The sequence below is a fragment of the Streptomyces vastus genome (assembly GCF_039532825.1).
GTDB lineage: Bacteria > Actinomycetota > Actinomycetes > Streptomycetales > Streptomycetaceae > Streptomyces > Streptomyces vastus.
Map to the genome: position 1 here is coordinate 80,826 of NZ_BAAASJ010000016.1, position 16,114 is coordinate 96,939.

Consider the following 16,114-nt stretch of genomic DNA (forward strand, 5'->3'; position numbering starts at 1 on the left):
GATCCGTGTCAAGGTCTGATCACACGTCATCGTACTTGTGTTTAAAGGGACTTGAGCGTGACTTGAAGGGTCTTGGAGAACTCTCAGGGAGAACCCGTGAAGACTTTCAGGACAGTTGCAGCAGGCCCCGCAGCACGTCCCGGCTCTCGTTCGGCCCCGGACTGTCGTCCTGGAGCTGCTGCATCGCCTTCTCGTACTGCGTGACGTCTTCCTGCTTGTCCAGATACAGGGCGCTGGTGAGCTGCTCCAGATAGACCACGTCGGACAGATCGGACTCGGGGAAGGTGAGCACCGTGAAGGCCCCGCTCTCGCCGGCATGCCCGCCGAAGCTGAACGGCATGACCTGAAGTCGTACGTTCGGCCGCTCGGAGATCTCGATCAGATGCTGAAGCTGACCTCGCATCACTTCCCGGTCGCCGTACGGGCGTCGCAGTGCCGCTTCGTCGAGTACCACATGGAAGTCCGGGGCGTTCTCGGACACCAGGTACTTCTGGCGCTCCATGCGCAGCGCCACGCGCTTGTCGATGTCGGACACGCTGGCGTTCTTCATGCCGCGCTCGACGACCGCGTGCGCGTACGCCTCGGTCTGCAACAGGCCGTGCACGAACTGCACTTCGTACGACCGGATCAGGGACGCGGCGCCCTCCAGGCCGACGTAGGTCGGGAACCAGGTGGGCAGCACATCCGAGTAACTGTGCCACCAGCCCGCGACGTTGGCCTCCTTGGCGAGGGAGAGCAGTGAGTTGCGCTCCGTCTCGTCGGTGATGCCGTACAGCGTCAACAGATCCTCGACGTCACGCGTTTTGAAGCTCACCCTCCCCAACTCCATACGGCTGATCTTCGACTCGGAGGCACGGATGGAGTACCCCGCCGCTTCCCGGGTGATCCCGCGCGACTCCCGCAGCCGCCTGAGTTGCGAGCCGAGCAGCATGCGTCGTACCACCGATCCCGACTCTTGCGCACTCACGTTCGTCAGCCTCCCCAACCGTCTTCAGGGGCCGCAGTCTGCCACTAAATCACTCCACGGTGTACTCGTTCGGTTACACAAACGGCAAGACCTCCAGGGCGGTTGGACAGGAACTGACAAGGAGAAGACCGGCCAGAGGGAGATCAAAAAGAGGCCAGAGGGAGTTCAGAGGCAGAAAGACAGCGGGAAGTTGGCGGAAAAAATGAGCAAGAAGTGGTACGTCAAGGTCCAATTCAGGCGCGTGCACGTGCATCTGCCCTTGCATCTGCCGTACGCATTCGGAACCATGGTCCCGCACCACCGCTGCATCGCAACCGCCGCGAATTCCCGGGAGTGCCTCGCATGGGGACGAATGGATCGACCATGCTCGAGCCGTTACGGCAGGGGCTTCCGCCACTGGATCCCGCGGCCGTGTCCAACGCCGCTTCTTGTGCTCTGCCCGCCCGCTACGAAGCGGTGCGCGACGCACGGAAGTTTACGCGCGGAACTCTGGACGAGTGGGACATAGGCGACCGCTTCGACGATGTGTGCCTGGTGGTCTCGGAACTCGTCACCAACGCGCTGCGGCACGCGCTGCCCTCGGACACCCCACGTGGGCCCGAGTTCGGTCCGCCCGTGCGGCTGCACTTGATGCACTGGACCGGGAGACTCGTGTGCGCCGTGCGCGACCCCAGTCACGACAGTCCGGTGGCGCGCGACTCGGACGACTTCTCGGCGGAGTCGGGGCGCGGACTGTTCCTGGTGGACTCGTTCGCCGACAGCTGGGGGTGGCACCCGCTCGCGGGCACGCTCAACGGCAAGGTCGTATGGGCACTGTTCCGGCTCCATTCGGCCGGCTGATGAACCGCGGCGCTTTTTCGCGCCGCGGTTCTACGCGCGTTACGGTGCGCAATGTGGCGACAGCCCTCAGTTGCCTGCCACCAGGTGGTCGAACTCGCCGTCCTTGATGCCCAGGAGCATGGCCTCGATCTCGGCGCGCGTGTAGACGAGCGCGGGCCCGTCCGGGAAGCGCGAGTTGCGCACCGCCACCTCGCCTCCGGGCAGCCGGGCGAACTCCACGCAGGAGCCCTGCGAGTTGCTGTGTCTGCTCTTCTGCCAGGCCACCCCGTACAGCTCCGTGGCAGCCATGCCGTTGTACACGTCGTGGTCCACAGGTCGCTCCCGGTGGCGCAGTGGCGTCTTGGTGCCAGTGATGCGATGGTCAACTGACCCGGATCATAGCCCTCTTCACGTGCGGATGCATGGGCAGATGCACGTGCACGCGCGGTGGTCCTGCGGTTACAGCGCCCACGCACGCCTCACACGTTGACAGCCGCTCCAGCGCCTGCCCCGGAGTTCGCATCGCATGCGGCCTCCGGCCCCGTACTGGTCGAATCCCTCGTGCTGTAAGAACAGACGTATCCCGCACGGTTTGTGTTCCATTGAACGGCCGCCGAACTGACTGCCCGTCAACGACAGCGGCCCCCCACCGAGGGCATGAACACCGCTGGTGGAGGGCCACTGGGGTGGCGCGTGGCTACCGTGACGCGTACGGCAACAACGCCATCTCCCGTGCGTTCTTGATCGCGCGCGCCAACTGGCGCTGCTGCTGGGAAGAAACCCGGGTGACCCGGCGGCTGCGGATCTTGCCCCGGTCCGAGATGAACTTCCGCAGCAGGTCGGTGTCCTTGTAGTCGATGTACGTGATTTTGGCCGCGTCCAGCGGGTTGGGGCGGGACTTCTGGGGCTTGCGGTCGGGCTTGCGGGGCATGGGTCAGACCTCCAGGAGGGTGTCGAAGGCGGGCGGGAGCTGTTTCCAGGCGGTGCGCCCCGCTGCGTACTCCGCCTCGGTCAACAGGCAGGATTCGAGGAGCCGTTCAAGGCCGTCGCGGTCCAGGCCAGGCGACGTGAAGACCAGGTGCTGGCAGCAGTCGCCGTGCTCCGGGTGCCAGTCGAGGGCCGCTGCGGCGCGGCGCACCGGCGGCACCATCTCCCAGGCCGCGTCCGGCAGTGAGGCCAGCCAGGGGCCCGCGTTCTCGACGCACAGGGCACCTCCGGCCGCGTCCCAGTGCAACAGGGTGTCGGGCCGGTCGGCGAGCCAGAACCGGCCGCGACTGCGGGCCGCCGCGCAGGTCAGGTCCTCCAGCGCCGCATACAGCCGCTCCGGATGGAAGGGACGCCGACGCGTCCATACGAGGGTGGAGACGCCGCACTCGTCGGCCTCGGCCGGCAGCAGTGCACAGGCCGGGTGCTGGGCGGCAGCGGCGGCTTCCACGTCGAAGCCGGCCAGCGCGGCACCCGCCAAGTCACCGTGGCCGAGCGGGACCTGGCGGGCGGTCGGATGGAGCTGGGCGAGCAGCGCCCGGTCCTCGTCATCGGCCTCGTCGGATTCGGCGACGGCGAGCACGGGCGCGTACTCCAGCTGACGTGCGAACGTGTCGGCGATGGTGCGCTGGTCGGTGGCGGCAGCGGCGAGGCCCGCCTCCGAGAGGTCGTCACCGTTGCCGAGATAGGGCAGGACCAGCGCGGGGTCGACCGCCGTGATCACGCCGGTCAGCCGGAGCCCGGCGCCCGCGACCACCTCGGCCATCGCCTTGGGCTCGACGGACTCCCACAACTCGACGACCGCGAGCCGGGTCGTCCCGTCCTCCGCGAGCCGCTCCAGCTCGGGCACCAGGTCCTCGCGCAGCGCGCAGCAGGCGCAGTCGTTGACGAGCGGCGCCTCACCGATCGACACAGGGCCGCCGCTGTTGCGGATCGTCCGAACGACCGTGCCCTGCACGGCCGTTGCGAGATCGTGGTGCAGCGCGACGGCCCCCGGGACATCGGCGAGCAGCCGGTCGACGGCCGCCTTGCGCGCATCGGCGTGCAGTCCGCCGACGATGGCGACGGACAGCATCAGCCGGCCTCGCGCTTCCCGTACCGCTTCTCGAAGCGCTCCACGCGTCCCGCCGTGTCCAGCACGCGGGCCGTGCCCGTGTAGAAGGGGTGGCTGACGTTCGAGATCTCGACGTCGACAACCGGGTAGGTGTTGCCGTCCTCCCACTCGATCGTCTTCTCGCTCGTCATGGTCGAGCGGGTCAGGAAGGCGTGGTTGGCGGCACGGTCGCGGAAGACGACAGGGCCGTACGCCGGGTGAATCCCCTCACGCATCGGGATCAGCGCTCCTCTCGGAAGTCGACGTGGCGGCCCACGATCGGGTCGTACTTGCGCAGGGTCATCCGGTCGGGGTCGTTACGCCGGTTCTTGCGCGTGACGTACGTGTAGCCGGTCCCGGCCGTGGACCGGAGCTTGATGACCGGACGGAGTTCGTTGCGTGCCATGTGGCTAGTATATGAAAACGGATCCCGTTTCCAATAACGCTAGTCAGAGAGAAACCAGAGAGGTACGTCACCATGTCCGCCCACTGCATGCTGACCGGAGCCCAACCCGGCTTCGGCAACACCATTTCCCACTCCCATCGGCGTACGTCCCGCCGCTTCGACCCCAACATCCAGAGCAAGCGCTACTGGCTGCCGAGCGAGGGCAGGCACGTACGGCTGAAGCTCAGCACGAAGGGGATCAAGACCGTGGACACGATCGGCATCGAGGCGGCCGTGGCCAGGATTCGTGCCCGTGGGGTGAAGGTCTGATGGCGAAGAAGAGCAAGATCGCGAAGAACGAGAAGCGCCAGGAGATCGTCGCGCGGTACGCGGCCCGCCGTGCCGAGCTCAAGGAGATCATCCGCAGGCCGTCCTCCTCGGCGGCCGAGAAGCTCGCCGCCCAGGAGGAACTGCGCAGGCAGCCGCGCGACGCCAGCCCCACGCGCGTACGCAACCGGGACAGTGTGGACGGACGGCCGCGCGGGTACCTGCGCACCTTCGGGCTCTCGCGGGTGAATCTGCGTAAGCAGGCGCACGCGGGCTTTCTCCCCGGGGTCCGCAAATCGTCCTGGTAGACGGCCCTGGTATACGCACTGGTAGCTTGCGGTCGTTACAGCGACCACTTCTTTGGCCAGACCCTTGGGGGCTTCAGTGACTTCGGCGACCTTCTCGCGCAGGCAGGCGCGGTTCGCGTCCGTGGCGGCGGGGCTGGCTGCCGCGCTCGTCCTGACCGGGTGCAGCGGTGATTCCGACGGGAACACAGCTGGGGACGAGGCCTCCTCGCCTCAGCCGAGCGCGGCGGCGAGCTCCGCCGACGCCGGCGGGGGCTCCGGCGGCAGCTCCGGTGGGGGTGCGGCCGAGGCCGACGGGGCGGAAGGCAGCTGGGTCACCTCGAAGGAGGGCAAGCTCGTCGCGTTGATGATCGACGGTGCGAAGGTCGCGATGTTCTCGACGGGCGGGTCCGTGTGCAGTGGGACCACCCGGGAGACGTCGGGCGAGCAGAAGATCACCCTGCAGTGCACCGACGGCAACAAGGACCGGGGCCAGGGTGTGATCGACTCCGTCAACTCCTCGACCATGAAAGTGACATGGGAGGGGTTCGGCGAGGAGACGTACACGCGGTCGGAGGACGGGAAGTGGCCTGAGGGGTTGCCCACGGCGAGCTTGGGGTCCTGAGTTCTTCTTCCGATGCCGGCCGGCGGTCCGTGGAATCCATCTGGTTCTGCGGGCCGTTCGGCATTTCCGGGCTGCGGTTTCCGGGGGCCTGATGTGGTTTTCCGGGTGCGGTCAGGGCGGCTGCTGATGTCGTTCGACCTGGGCGCGGTCCGCGGCCTCCGCGCCCAGGGTCCAGCCTGCCGCGTCGTTGACGCCGCGCAGGCGGGTCGTGGTCGTCTCCGGGAACAGCCGGTCCGTTCGGTCGGTGACCGCGGCCTCGCGGGTGGCGAGGACCGGCAGGAGGTCCTCGGTCACCTGGGTTTCGGCAGCGGACGTCAGACGGGTGGCGATGCGGTGGGCGTACGCCGCCAGGAACGACTGCCGGAAGGTCTTCGTACGGCGGCGGCCGGAGGCGCGGGCGGCTGCCTCCGCCTTCGTCATCGCGGCGGTGGCCTGCACGAGCAGTGAGGTGTGGAGGAGTTCGACCGCCTCCAGATCCGGCTCGAAGCCGACCACCGTGGAGAAGCCGAGGGCTTCGTTCCACACGGCGCGGCAGCGGTTCGCGGCGGCGACCGCGTCGAGGAGGGTGGCCTGGGCCGTCTCGTACGGCGGGTCGATCCCGATCCGGCACGCGCCGGGCGCGTCGGCGGCGGGCGTACGCGCCGCGAGCAGGGCCTCGTCGATGCTGTGCCGCGCCATCAGCTCCTGCGCCTTGCCGGTGAGCGCCTCCGCCTCCTCCGGGAAACCGGTGGCCTCCGCCTTGGCGAGCAGGGCACGGATACGGGGGAGTATGCGGGACTCGGGCGCCTGCCGCTCCCCCGGTGTCTTGTGGGGTGGCCTGGCAGTCGGGCCGTCGAGCGGTTCGAGGGATGGCAGGCGGAGGAGTAGCCGGTACAGCTCCAGTACGGCGGTCGCGTGAGAGAAGCGGTCCGTTCGTACGGTGCTGGGGTCCAGGTCTTCGAGTTGGGCCGCCCATCGGCGTCCGCGCGGCTGCTTCTGGCGGGCCTCCGACCCGAGGATCAGGCCCGACACCAGGCGTACGTGCGTCTCGTCCAGCTCGCGTCGCACGATCCGTACGACGTCGGCGGGCTGCCAGCCGCGCCGCCAGGCCGTGGCGATGAACTCCTCGCCGCGTAGGGCGAGTTCGGCGTCTGCCGAGGGGTCGGCGGCGAGCAGGGATGCGGCCGTGTCGAGGGTCGTGTCGGTGTCGGCGTATAGGGCGGTTTTGAAGGCGCGGTCCACGGTGCCCGGCGTACTCGTACTCACGTGTTCGATCGTGTCACGGCTCTTCGGGATGCAGGGCGCCCCGCAGGAGCAGCGCGTGTACGAGGCGGTCGGGGGTCGTCGGCCGATAACGCCAGGTCAGGGGCCAGGTGAGGCCGTTGAGGGCGGGGACCGGGATGTACGAGACACGGTTCGGGCCTGCGGTGAGACGGGTGACGCCGTCGGGCCAGGAGCGGTAGGAAGTGCTGCCGACCGGCACGAGGAAGTAGACCGCGCGCCTTCCGTTGGCTTCCTCGACCACCGGGCCGGGGTTGCCGCCCGTCATCCGCGCGAGGCGGTCGGCGAGGGCTCGGCCTTCGTCGCCGTCTACGCGTACGGCCTCGAACTGGACGCCTGCTTTGCGGAGTTGGATGCCCCGGGCGGGGATCCAGTCGGGGATTTCGGGGTCGAGTGGGGGTTCGTCGAGGTTTACCTCGTCACTTTGCGTATTCATGCGGACAGTTTGCGTAGGCGGAGCTAGCGTTTCCATGACTTTGCGTTGCCGGTCGGCCACGGTAGGCCACGGTCAGGAGCAGGTGGTGGCGAGTTGGGACCGGTTGGTTTCGGTTGAGTGCGGGGGTGACCGCGATGGCGCGGGCGGAGAACAAGACGGAAGCGGGCGGTACGGCGCGCATGGTGGCCGCCCTGGCGAAGGCGTTGCGCGAGCAACAGGGGCTTTCACAGGAGCAGTTGGGGAAGCTGATCGGGTACACGGCGGCGGCGGTGAGCGCAATGGAGACGTGCGCGCAGCCGGCGAGTGATCAGATGCTCCTCAAGCTGGAGGAGGTGCTTGGGGGCGGGTTGGGGGTGTTCGAGAAGGCGCGGGCGTTGATGCGGCTGGAGAAGTACCCGGCGCAGTTCAAGAACTACGTGCTGCTGGAGCAGCGTGCGCTGACGCTCTCGACGTACGTGACGTTCGTGGTTCACGGCCTCTTCCAGACCGAGGAGTACGCCCGCGTGCTGATCGACGGCAGCTATCCGCCCCGCAAGGAGGAACGCATCGAAGAGCTGGTCGAGGCCCGGTTGGTGCGGCGGGCACTCTTCGACCGTGATCCAACAGCGCTGATCGAACTGGTCGTTGAGGAATCCGCGTTGCGGCGCACCATCGGCAGCAGCAAGATCATGCGTGGGCAGCTCCTGCACCTCGCCGAGTGCTCCAGGCATCGCAACGTGACGCTCCAAGTACTGCCGATGGACTGCGGCATCGGCGGCGAACACTTCGGCAACCACGGCGACATGACGCTTGTGGAAACCCCCGAGCACGAGCACCTCGTCTACCTGGAGCCCCAGGACGAAAGCCTCCTCGTCAGCGACCCCGCAAAGGTGACGACATACTCCCAGCGTTATGCGAAGATCCGCTCACAGGCCCTGGGCCCTCGTGAATCGCTGGGCCTCATCGAGCGGTTGGCAGGAGAACGGGAATGAGCGGCACACTTCGGTGGTTCAAGTCCAGCTACAGCAGCGGCAGTGGCGGAGAGTGCCTCGAAGTCGCCTACGACTGGCGCAAGTCGACGTACAGCAGCGCCAGTGGCGGCGAATGCGTCGAGATGGCCAGCTGCCCCCACGCCACCACCATCCACATCCGCGACTCCAAGAACGCCGGCGGCCCCACACTCACCGTCTCCGGCGAAGCCTGGACCGCCCTCCTCACCACCCTCCCCGCGGAAATGTGACACCCGCACCCCGACCTGTCACATTTCCGCGCACACACCCCTTCCCCTCCGAGTGAGCCGCAGCCAGTCCGGGGACGGTCCCGCCATCGTCACGGCAGGCTGACCCCATGAGCATCCACGCGCCGCCGGGAATGGGCACCGTCTACCGAGCCGTGCTCGCCACGCTGGCCGAGCACGGCCCGCACCGTCCGCCCCTCGCGGAGGTCGCACGGCGGGCCGCCACCAACCGCCAGTATCTGTACCGGAACTGGCCGGACTTCCAGGTCCTGATCCGGGAAGCATGTGAGGCTGAACTGGACCGGCTGCTGTACGTGGCGAGCGACACGGGCGCCAGGCTGCCGCCGTCCTGCCGAGTACCGGCGCAGATCGTGCGCGCGGCCCGGCTGCTGCGCGAGCACCCCGTGACGCACGCGACCGCGCGTACCAGCCCCGACCTCCTCCTCACCGCCCTGGCGAGACCGGCCACCGCACTGCACACACGAGCCCTGTACTGGGTGCAGGCCCGCCTCTACGAGTGGCGCCCCGGCACGGACCACTCGACCACGGCCCGCGCCCTGTTCACCGTGGCGGCACCCTTCGCCCTCGTACCGCCTCCGTCGGACGACCCCTCCGACCGGGAACGCCTCAACGCCCGCCTGAGTACGACCCTGCACGCCTGCCTGGGCCTCACCCCGGCCTGCTCCGACTGTTCCGACGAGGCCGAGCGGTCCTCACACAACCCCCGCAGCATCTCGTAGACCGGCTTCCCGTGGTGCCGAACCCGCCGCCCCGACCGCCGGAGGCAACCCGTCTCAGTCCCGAAATTCGGTCGCGTCCCGTAGCGGCGGCGCAAAGCATGCACGCATGGTCGACACTTCCCTCTACGCAGCGTTTCTGGTTGCCGCACTCGCGTTGGTCGTGAGTCCAGGGCCCGACATGATGTTCATCGTGGCGATGGGCGGCCGTGGTGGCCCGGTCGCGGGGGTGATGGCGGCTGCCGGGGTGGCCTTCGCGATGCTGGTGCATGCCGTGGCCGCGATGCTGGGGCTCTCAGCGCTGTTCAGCACCCTCCCGACCCTCTACCACGTACTTCGCTGGGTGGGAGCGGCGTATCTCCTCTACCTCGCGGTCAAGGCGTTCCGAGACCGCTCCGTACTCGTCGAGGAGGGCGGCACCCTCGGTCCTGGCCGGCGGCGGGCTTTCTGGCAAGGCGCGGTCACCAACCTTCTCAACCGGAAGGTGATTCTCTTCAACGTGGCGTTTCATTCGCCTTCGACGCCTCGGTCGGCCTGCTCTCCGGGCGCCTCTCCAACGTGCTGCGCCGCAGCCGCCGGGTGGCCCGGGGCCTGAACATCTTCAGCGGAACGGTCTTCACGGGACTCGCGGTCCGACTGCTTGTGGCTTCACCGAAGTAGCGGGCTTCGGGAAGCGGTCACGCGTTCACCGTCAACCCAAGGTTGACACCCTCGTGCTGTCAACCTACGGTTGACGCATGACCGAGAACTCAGCTGCCACGGCATCCGTACGTCTCGACGACCTCATCGAAGCCATCAAGAAGGTCCACACCGACGCGCTCGACCAGCTCCAGGACGCGGTGATCGCCGCGGATCACCTCGGCGACGTGGCCGATCACCTGATCGGTCACTTCGTGGACCAGGCCCGGCGTTCGGGCGCGTCCTGGACGGACATCGGCAGGAGCATGGGGGTCACCCGGCAGGCCGCCCAGAAGCGGTTCGTGCCGAAGGGCGAGTCGGACCTCGACCCCAGCCAGGGCTTCAGCCGCTACACGCCACGGGCCAGGAACGTGGTGATCGTCTCCCAGAACGAGGCCAAGACCGCGGGCAACGACCAGATCCGCACCGAGCACCTGATTCTCGGCCTGCTCGCCGAGCCGGAGGGCCTCGGGGCGAAGGCCATCACCGCGCAGGGCGTCACCCTGGACGCCGTGCGCGAGGCCGCGACCGCCGCCCTGCCGCCGCGCGCCGAGGACGTGCCCGCACTCATCCCCTTCGACAGCAACGCCAAGAAGGTCCTCGAACTCACCTTCCGCGAAGCCCTCCGGCTCGGCCACAACTACATCGGCACGGAACACATCCTGCTCGCGCTGCTGGAGCACGAGGGCGGCACGGGCCTGCTCAGCGGACTGGGCCTGGACAAGACGGCGGCCGAGGCCGGCATCGTGAAGATGCTGGAGAAGGTGGCGGAGGCCCTCAAGGATGAAGCGTGAGGGACTGAACCAGGGCTGAAAGCGCAGGTCACGGGCTTGCCCGACCCTGTTGTCAGAGCCGCCTGCGAGACTCGCCGTCATGAGCGACCGGTGGGCTCTCGCGCCGGCCGAGGAGGGCGGAGCCGAGCTCGCCCCCCTCGGCTCCGACGGGCTGCCCACGGGGCCGGTCGTGAAGGAGCCGGACCTCGTCGCGGCCGTGCGCACCCGGCCGCAGGTCGCCCGCTGGGTGTGGCGGGCAACGGGTGAGGTGTACCCCCGGCTCCTCGACGCAGGTGTCCGCGTAGAGCGGTGCTACGACATCGAGGTGGCCGAGAACCTCCTGCTCGGCCACGAGGGGCGACTCGGTGAGCCCCGGTCGGCGGCAGCCGCGCTGGCGAGGCTGCGCGGCGGCCCCGTTCCGCCGGATCCACCGCAGCGTTCCGCCGAACCGGGCTCCCAGTCCTCCCTGTTCGAGCCGCGCCCCGTACACGTACCGCTGGAACAGCTCATAGAGGTGTACGCCGATCAGCAGCGACGGCACGACGCGACCGCGCACCCCGACAGGACGCGGCTGCTGACCGCCGCCGAGTCGGCGGGCACGCTGGTGGCCGGCGAGATGAACGCGTCGGGACTGCCGTGGAGCGCGAGCGTGCACCGCGAGGTGCTGCACGAACTGCTCGGCGAGCGGTATGCGGGCGGGGGCGAGCCCAAGCGCCTTGCCGAGCTGACGGACGAGGTGTCGGCCGCGTTCGGGCGCCGGGTGCGGCCCGATCTGCCCGCCGACGTGGTGAAGGCCTTCGCGCAGGCCGGGATCAAGGTGAAGTCCACGCGTCGGTGGGAGATCGAAGCCGTCGACCATCCGGCGGTGAAGCCGCTGCTGGAGTACAAGACGCTGTACCGCATCTGGGTCGCCCATGGCTGGTCATGGCTGCAGGACTGGGTGCGGGACGGACGGTTCCGGCCGGAGTACCTGCCGGGCGGGACGGTCACCGGGCGCTGGGTGACCAATGGCGGCGGCGCGCTGCAGATCCCCAAGGTGATCCGTCGCGCCGTGATCGCCGACCCGGGCTGGCGGCTCGTCGTGGCGGACGCCGACCAGATGGAGCCGCGCGTACTGGCCGCGATCTCGCGGGACCCGGGCCTGATGGAGGTCGCGGGGCGGGAGACCGACCTCTACCAGTCCGTCTCCGACCGCGCCTTCTCCGGCAACCGCGACCAGGCGAAGCTCGCGGTGCTCGGCGCGGTGTACGGGCAGACCTCCGGAGACGGCCTCAAGAACCTCGCCGCACTGCGCCGCCGCTTCCCCAGGGCCGTGGCGTACGTGGACGAGGCGGCGCGGGCGGGCGAGGAGGGACGGCTCGTGCGTACGTGGCTGGGGCGGACCTGTCCTCCGGCGGTGGGCGCCGCCGACTCGGCCGAGGAGGCGGGGATTCCGCAGGACGAGTCCGTGGAAGCAGCCTCCGACGCCGACGAGTGGGTGCCGGGTTACGCGTCCACCAACTCCCGCGCGCGTGGCCGCTTCGCCCGTAACTTCGTCGTCCAGGGCAGCGCCGCCGACTGGGCTCTGCTGGTGCTTGCCGCGCTCCGGCGCAGCTGTGCGGACCTGGCCGCCGAGCTGGTCTTCTTCCAGCACGACGAGGTGATCGTGCACTGTCCGGCCGAGGAGGCGGACACGGTGGTCACGGCGATACGGGAGGCGGCGGACCTGGCGGGCCGGCTGACGTTCGGCGAGACACCGGTTCGGTTTCCGTTCACGACGGCGGTGGTGGAGTGCTATGCCGATGCCAAGTAAGCGCCCGCTTGAAGGGTCGCAGGCAGCGACAGGGGCGCGGGGAACTGCGCGACCAGCCCCCACTGGCCTGCGCTTTCATCACCCTCCTCCCAGCGGAGCGATACCGCACCGGACTTCGCAAAGGCCGCCCAAGTCGGCGGGCCTCAGATGACCGGCGGTCGTCCCAGCCTTGCGAGATGCCACACGGTGCGCCAGCGCATCGGCCGGCGTTCGCCGCCCGGCTCCCGCAGGCCCTCCACGAAGCCGCCGAACCAGGCGCGCAGACCGCCGACGGAGCGCGTACGCAGGAGGGTCAGCGCGATCCACACGCCCAGATGGACGGGGATGAGCGGGAGGGGCAGCCGGCGCCGGGTCAGCCAGACGCGGTTGCGTGCGGTGACGCGGTGGTAGATGGCGTGCCGGGCGGGAGAGGTTTTGGGGTGCTGGAGCAGCAGTTCAGGGACGTAACGGATGGTCCAGCCGGCGTCCGCGGCCCGCCATGCCAGGTCGGTCTCCTCGTGTGCGAAGAAGAACTCCGCGGGCCAGTCGCCGATCTGCGCGAGCATCTCCATCGAGAAAGCGTGCGCGCCCCCGAGGAAGCCGGTCACGAGCCCGCCGCGCAGCGGGTCCTTGGCGCCCAGCCGGGGCACATGGCGCCGCTGCGTCTCACCGTGCTCGTCGGCGATGCGGAAGGCGACGATGCCGAGGCGCGGATCGGCGGCGTACAAGTCCCGTACCTTGCTGAGGACATCGGTGTCGACGAGCAGACCGTCGTCGTCCAGCTCGACCACGACGTCCACGTCGCCGAACTCCCGCAGCCGCCGCAGTGCGACGTTCCGGCCGCCAGGGCAGCCGAGGTTCTCGTCGAGCTCGATGGCGGTGACCTCGCAGGGAAGGCCGGTGAACTCGGGCAGAGGGCAGCCGTTCCCCACGATCACGACTCTTGCCGGCGGGAGGTCCTGCTTGGCCACCGAGACCAGCAGCGCTTCGACCTCTGCGGGCCGATTCCCCATGGTCACCACGGCAACAGCGATCCGCGGTTCGACCGACACGACGCCCACCCCACTCACTCGACAACGGGGACGATGCTAGCCGTTAACGGTAAGGACGTCTTAAGTACATCTTGGATTCGAGGTTGTTTCGGCGGTCAGGAGCGGGCAGGAATCCGGGCTCCGCTTCGAGGTACGTACGGCGATGAAGATGCGCTCACGGCATACGGCCTTCGCGCAGCCTTCGTACGGTCTTCGGCGCATTCGCTCTACATGCGAGTCCGACTTGTCCGTTCAGTCCGGAGCGCGCACGCTGAGGACTGAACAGGACTATCACTGACATGACTGGCGCGAATTGAGCGAACGATGGACACCGCCGCCACAGCCACCATCAGCCCGCGGGGCATCGTCACGGGCTGGAGCGAAGGAGCTCGTCGGCTGCTGGGCTACAGCGCGCCGGAGATCGTGGGACGCAGGGCGGCCGATCTGCTCGCCACAGTGGGACTCTCCGACGCCACCGGTTACGCCCTGGCCAGTAGACAGGAATGGAGCGGTACGGCAGCGCTCCGCCATCAGGACGGTCACCGCATCGATCTGCTCCTGCACTCCTTCCCCTCGCTGGACCGGAACGGCGAGACGGAGGCGTACCTCGTGACCGCCACCACGAACGCGTCCCAGCCGACGTACGACCACAAGGCGGATGACGGCGAGGTGGTGGAGTGGGCGTTCGCGCAGTCCTCGATCGCCCTGTCCGCTTTCACGAAGGGTTCGGGGCCGCACGGGTGGCACGTCACCGCGTCAGCGCAGCACACCGGCCATTACACGAACGAGGGAGGCGGCACAGACGAGGACGACGAAGCAGACGAGGCATTCCTGCGACACATCGACCAGGTGGCCGAGCAGGCGACGCCGATGCGTTACGAGCGCCACATCGAGGCCCCGTCCGCCCCCTCCTCCTTCCGCGAGCATGCCCGCGTCACCGAGATGTGGCCCGTCCTGGATCCCGCCACCGGCCGGGTGTGCGGGGTCGGCACCGCCACGTTCGACAGCAGCGAGCAGCACTGGGCGCGGCAGCGGCTGGCCCTGCTGAACGAGGCGGGCGCATGTATCGGCACCACCTTGGATGTGACCCGTACCGCCCAGGAACTCGCCGATCTGGTCGTGCCCCGGCTCGCCGACTTCATCAGTGTGGACCTGCTCGACTCCGTGACCCGCGGGGACGAACCGGTCGCGGGACCGGTCGACGCGGAGGTGGTGCTGCGGCGGATCGCGCACGCGTCCAGCTCCCAGGACACGCCCGAGGCGGTGGTCGACCTCGGTGAGGCCGACACCTATCCCCCGTACTCGCCGCCGGCGCGCTGTCTGGCCACCGGGCTGGCGGTGCTCAGCGGGGCGGACGATCCCGACTTCGTGCGGTGGATCGGGCAGAGCGAGGCCAGGAGCGCGAGCGTACGCGGGCACGGTTTCCACTCGATCATGGCGGTTCCGCTGCGGGCCCGCGGGATCACCCTCGGGGTTGCCGTCTTCGCCCGGGGCCGGTCCTCTGATGCCTTCGCCGAGGACGATCTGGTGCTCGCCGAGGAACTGGCGGGGCGGGCGGCCGTCGGCGTGGACAACGCGCGCCGTTACACCCGTGAGCGCACCAACGCGCTCACGCTGCAACGCAGCCTCCTGCCGCGCGAGTTCCCCGAGCAGGCGGCCGTCGAGGTCGCGTTCCGCTATCTGCCGGCCGGTTCGGGGGTCGGGGTGGGCGGCGACTGGTTCGACGTGGTGCCGCTGTCCGGGACGCGGGTCGCCCTGGTCGTCGGGGACGTGGTCGGCCATGGGCTGCATGCCTCGGCGACCATGGGACGGCTGCGTACGGCGGTCCGTACGCTCGCCGACGTCGATCTGCCGCCGGACGAGCTCCTCACTCACCTCGACGACCTGGTCACCCATCTCTCCACGGACGACGACTCCCTCACCGCGGACCTGCCGGACCTCGGTGACTTCGGCGAGATCGGCGCCACATGTCTGTACGCCGTCTACGACCCGGTCTCGCGGGTGTGCACCCTGGCCAGCGCCGGTCATCCGCCGCCCGCCGTGCTGCGGCCCGACGGCACGGTCACCCTGGTCGAGCTCTCGCCCGGGCCGCTGCTGGGGGTCGGCGGACTGCCCTTCGAGTCCACCGAGATCGAACTGCCCGAGGGCTCCCTGCTCGCCTTCTACACGGACGGACTGATCGAGGCCCGCGACCATGACGTCGGTGCCGGACTCGACCGGCTCTGCAAGGCCCTCGCCTCCCCCGTGCCCTCGCTCGACGTCACCTGCGACGCCATCCTCAAGGCGCTGCTGCCGGACAGCCGTGACGACGACGTAGCCCTGCTTCTGGCCCGCACCCGCGCGCTGCACGCCGACCAGGTCGCCGCGTGGGCCCTGCCGTCCGACCCGGCGATCGTCGCCGCCGCCCGCGCCCAGACCTCCCGCCAGCTGGCGACCTGGGGTCTGGAGGAGGCGGCGTTCATCACCGAGCTGGTGGTGAGCGAGCTGGTCACCAACGCCATCCGGTACGGAGCGGTCCCCATCGGCCTGCGCCTCATCCGCGACCGCGCCCTCATCTGCGAGGTGTCCGACGCCAGCAACACGGCTCCCCACCTGCGCCGCGCCCGCATCTTCGACGAGGGCGGACGCGGACTGCACATGGTCGCCCAGCTCACCCAGGGCTGGGGCACCCGCCAGACCGCCACGGGCAAAACCATCTGGGCCGAACAACCACTCCCGGTCAGCTGAA

General features: G+C 69.0%; 19 protein-coding genes and 1 pseudogene. 11 read left to right on the forward strand and 9 right to left on the reverse strand.

The features are described 5' to 3' along the window. Positions 1 to 106 precede the first annotated feature (106 nt). Positions 107 to 931: a helix-turn-helix domain-containing protein gene (locus tag ABD357_RS05925; protein WP_344388029.1), complete on the reverse strand. Its 825-nt coding sequence runs from the start codon at positions 929 to 931 to the stop codon at positions 107 to 109. Between the two features lie 399 nt (positions 932 to 1,330). Between ABD357_RS05925 and ABD357_RS05930 the strand changes: the two genes are divergently transcribed. Then, positions 1,331 to 1,807 (forward strand): ATP-binding protein, encoded by a 477-nt coding sequence (locus ABD357_RS05930; protein ID WP_344387967.1) that lies wholly within the window; start codon positions 1,331 to 1,333, stop codon positions 1,805 to 1,807. Positions 1,808 to 1,873: 66 nt separating this feature from the next. Here ABD357_RS05930 and ABD357_RS05935 read toward each other — a convergent pair whose 3' ends face one another. The 5 genes from ABD357_RS05935 to rpmG form a co-directional block, all read right to left on the reverse strand. Continuing rightward, positions 1,874 to 2,095 carry a DUF397 domain-containing protein gene (locus ABD357_RS05935; protein WP_165266060.1) on the reverse strand — a complete coding sequence of 74 codons (222 nt, stop codon included), beginning with the start codon at positions 2,093 to 2,095 and terminating at the stop codon, positions 1,874 to 1,876. Positions 2,096 to 2,483: 388 nt separating this feature from the next. After that, on the reverse strand, positions 2,484 to 2,717 hold the full coding sequence (gene rpsR, locus ABD357_RS05940) for a 30S ribosomal protein S18 (protein ID WP_344387968.1): 234 nt from the start codon (positions 2,715 to 2,717) through the stop codon (positions 2,484 to 2,486). A gap of 3 nt (positions 2,718 to 2,720) precedes the next feature. Beyond that, positions 2,721 to 3,845: a CobW family GTP-binding protein gene (locus ABD357_RS05945; RefSeq protein ID WP_344387969.1), complete on the reverse strand. Its 1,125-nt coding sequence runs from the start codon at positions 3,843 to 3,845 to the stop codon at positions 2,721 to 2,723. After that, on the reverse strand, positions 3,845 to 4,099 hold the full coding sequence (locus ABD357_RS05950) for a type B 50S ribosomal protein L31 (RefSeq protein WP_344387970.1): 255 nt from the start codon (positions 4,097 to 4,099) through the stop codon (positions 3,845 to 3,847). Before ABD357_RS05950 ends, ABD357_RS05945 begins: the two co-directional genes overlap by 1 nt. A 5-nt stretch (positions 4,100 to 4,104) precedes the next feature. Beyond that, positions 4,105 to 4,269: a 50S ribosomal protein L33 gene (gene rpmG, locus ABD357_RS05955; protein WP_344387972.1), complete on the reverse strand. Its 165-nt coding sequence runs from the start codon at positions 4,267 to 4,269 to the stop codon at positions 4,105 to 4,107. A gap of 72 nt (positions 4,270 to 4,341) precedes the next feature. On the opposite strand from rpmG, the gene rpmB reads away from it, so the two are divergent. The 3 genes from rpmB (at position 4,342) to ABD357_RS05970 (ending at position 5,484) form a co-directional block, all read left to right on the forward strand. Further along, positions 4,342 to 4,578: a 50S ribosomal protein L28 gene (gene rpmB / locus ABD357_RS05960; RefSeq protein WP_165338562.1), complete on the forward strand. Its 237-nt coding sequence runs from the start codon at positions 4,342 to 4,344 to the stop codon at positions 4,576 to 4,578. After that, positions 4,578 to 4,883: a 30S ribosomal protein S14 gene (rpsN, locus tag ABD357_RS05965; RefSeq protein ID WP_344387974.1), complete on the forward strand. Its 306-nt coding sequence runs from the start codon at positions 4,578 to 4,580 to the stop codon at positions 4,881 to 4,883. The genes rpmB and rpsN overlap by 1 nt, the downstream gene beginning before the upstream one ends. Positions 4,884 to 4,959: 76 nt before the next feature. Continuing rightward, positions 4,960 to 5,484: a hypothetical protein gene (locus ABD357_RS05970; RefSeq protein ID WP_344387975.1), complete on the forward strand. Its 525-nt coding sequence runs from the start codon at positions 4,960 to 4,962 to the stop codon at positions 5,482 to 5,484. 111 nt (positions 5,485 to 5,595) lie between these two features. Here the strand turns inward: ABD357_RS05970 and ABD357_RS05975 are convergent, their stop codons facing one another. Both ABD357_RS05975 and ABD357_RS05980 read right to left on the reverse strand, forming a co-directional pair. Further along, complete coding sequence (locus ABD357_RS05975) at positions 5,596 to 6,729, reverse strand: DUF2786 domain-containing protein (protein WP_344387976.1); 1,134 nt, start codon at positions 6,727 to 6,729, stop codon at positions 5,596 to 5,598. A gap of 13 nt (positions 6,730 to 6,742) precedes the next feature. Further along, a complete protein-coding gene (locus tag ABD357_RS05980) occupies positions 6,743 to 7,180 on the reverse strand; it encodes a hypothetical protein (protein ID WP_344387977.1) in 438 nt (145 codons plus the stop codon). Between the two features lie 134 nt (positions 7,181 to 7,314). Here ABD357_RS05980 and ABD357_RS05985 point away from each other — a divergent pair, with 134 nt between their 5' ends. The 6 genes and pseudogenes from ABD357_RS05985 (at position 7,315) to ABD357_RS06010 (ending at position 12,376) form a co-directional block, all read left to right on the forward strand. Next, on the forward strand, positions 7,315 to 8,151 hold the full coding sequence (locus ABD357_RS05985) for a helix-turn-helix domain-containing protein (protein WP_344388031.1): 837 nt from the start codon (positions 7,315 to 7,317) through the stop codon (positions 8,149 to 8,151). After that, complete coding sequence (locus tag ABD357_RS05990; protein WP_344387978.1) at positions 8,148 to 8,399, forward strand: DUF397 domain-containing protein; 252 nt, start codon at positions 8,148 to 8,150, stop codon at positions 8,397 to 8,399. Before ABD357_RS05985 ends, ABD357_RS05990 begins: the two co-directional genes overlap by 4 nt. A 107-nt stretch (positions 8,400 to 8,506) precedes the next feature. Then, complete coding sequence (locus ABD357_RS05995; RefSeq protein ID WP_344387979.1) at positions 8,507 to 9,136, forward strand: TetR/AcrR family transcriptional regulator; 630 nt, start codon at positions 8,507 to 8,509, stop codon at positions 9,134 to 9,136. Positions 9,137 to 9,242: 106 nt separating this feature from the next. Next, positions 9,243 to 9,793: pseudogene (locus tag ABD357_RS06000) on the forward strand (LysE family translocator). A 77-nt stretch (positions 9,794 to 9,870) separates the two neighbouring features. After that, positions 9,871 to 10,605 (forward strand): Clp protease N-terminal domain-containing protein, encoded by a 735-nt coding sequence (locus ABD357_RS06005; protein ID WP_344387980.1) that lies wholly within the window; start codon positions 9,871 to 9,873, stop codon positions 10,603 to 10,605. Between the two features lie 79 nt (positions 10,606 to 10,684). Beyond that, positions 10,685 to 12,376, forward strand: a complete 1,692-nt coding sequence (locus tag ABD357_RS06010) for a bifunctional 3'-5' exonuclease/DNA polymerase (RefSeq protein WP_344387981.1) — start codon at positions 10,685 to 10,687, stop codon at positions 12,374 to 12,376. Between the two features lie 143 nt (positions 12,377 to 12,519). Here the strand turns inward: ABD357_RS06010 and ABD357_RS06015 are convergent, their stop codons facing one another. Then, entirely contained in the window at positions 12,520 to 13,368 is an 849-nt protein-coding gene (locus ABD357_RS06015; RefSeq protein WP_425584750.1) for a glycosyltransferase family 2 protein, read from the reverse strand. 342 nt (positions 13,369 to 13,710) lie between these two features. On the opposite strand from ABD357_RS06015, the gene ABD357_RS06020 reads away from it, so the two are divergent. Beyond that, complete coding sequence (locus tag ABD357_RS06020) at positions 13,711 to 16,113, forward strand: ATP-binding SpoIIE family protein phosphatase (RefSeq protein WP_344387983.1); 2,403 nt, start codon at positions 13,711 to 13,713, stop codon at positions 16,111 to 16,113. Position 16,114: the final 1 nt, after the last annotated feature.

Bases quoted from the DNA above. Each gene is read 5' to 3' on its own strand.
- ABD357_RS05925 (WP_344388029.1), bottom strand. From the start codon at position 931: ATGCTGCTCGGCTCGCAACTCAGGCGGCTGCGGGAGTCGCGCGGGATC.
- ABD357_RS05930 (WP_344387967.1), top strand. From the start codon at position 1,331: ATGCTCGAGCCGTTACGGCAGGGGCTTCCGCCACTGGATCCCGCGGCC.
- ABD357_RS05935 (WP_165266060.1), bottom strand. From the start codon at position 2,095: ATGGCTGCCACGGAGCTGTACGGGGTGGCCTGGCAGAAGAGCAGACAC.
- rpsR (WP_344387968.1), bottom strand. From the start codon at position 2,717: ATGCCCCGCAAGCCCGACCGCAAGCCCCAGAAGTCCCGCCCCAACCCG.
- ABD357_RS05945 (WP_344387969.1), bottom strand. From the start codon at position 3,845: ATGCTGTCCGTCGCCATCGTCGGCGGACTGCACGCCGATGCGCGCAAG.
- ABD357_RS05950 (WP_344387970.1), bottom strand. From the start codon at position 4,099: ATGCGTGAGGGGATTCACCCGGCGTACGGCCCTGTCGTCTTCCGCGAC.
- rpmG (WP_344387972.1), bottom strand. From the start codon at position 4,269: ATGGCACGCAACGAACTCCGTCCGGTCATCAAGCTCCGGTCCACGGCC.
- rpmB (WP_165338562.1), top strand. From the start codon at position 4,342: ATGTCCGCCCACTGCATGCTGACCGGAGCCCAACCCGGCTTCGGCAAC.
- rpsN (WP_344387974.1), top strand. From the start codon at position 4,578: ATGGCGAAGAAGAGCAAGATCGCGAAGAACGAGAAGCGCCAGGAGATC.
- ABD357_RS05980 (WP_344387977.1), bottom strand. From the start codon at position 7,180: ATGAATACGCAAAGTGACGAGGTAAACCTCGACGAACCCCCACTCGAC.
- ABD357_RS05985 (WP_344388031.1), top strand. From the start codon at position 7,315: ATGGCGCGGGCGGAGAACAAGACGGAAGCGGGCGGTACGGCGCGCATG.
- ABD357_RS05990 (WP_344387978.1), top strand. From the start codon at position 8,148: ATGAGCGGCACACTTCGGTGGTTCAAGTCCAGCTACAGCAGCGGCAGT.
- ABD357_RS05995 (WP_344387979.1), top strand. From the start codon at position 8,507: ATGAGCATCCACGCGCCGCCGGGAATGGGCACCGTCTACCGAGCCGTG.
- ABD357_RS06005 (WP_344387980.1), top strand. From the start codon at position 9,871: ATGACCGAGAACTCAGCTGCCACGGCATCCGTACGTCTCGACGACCTC.
- ABD357_RS06010 (WP_344387981.1), top strand. From the start codon at position 10,685: ATGAGCGACCGGTGGGCTCTCGCGCCGGCCGAGGAGGGCGGAGCCGAG.
- ABD357_RS06015 (WP_425584750.1), bottom strand. From the start codon at position 13,368: ATGGGGAATCGGCCCGCAGAGGTCGAAGCGCTGCTGGTCTCGGTGGCC.
- ABD357_RS06020 (WP_344387983.1), top strand. From the start codon at position 13,711: ATGGACACCGCCGCCACAGCCACCATCAGCCCGCGGGGCATCGTCACG.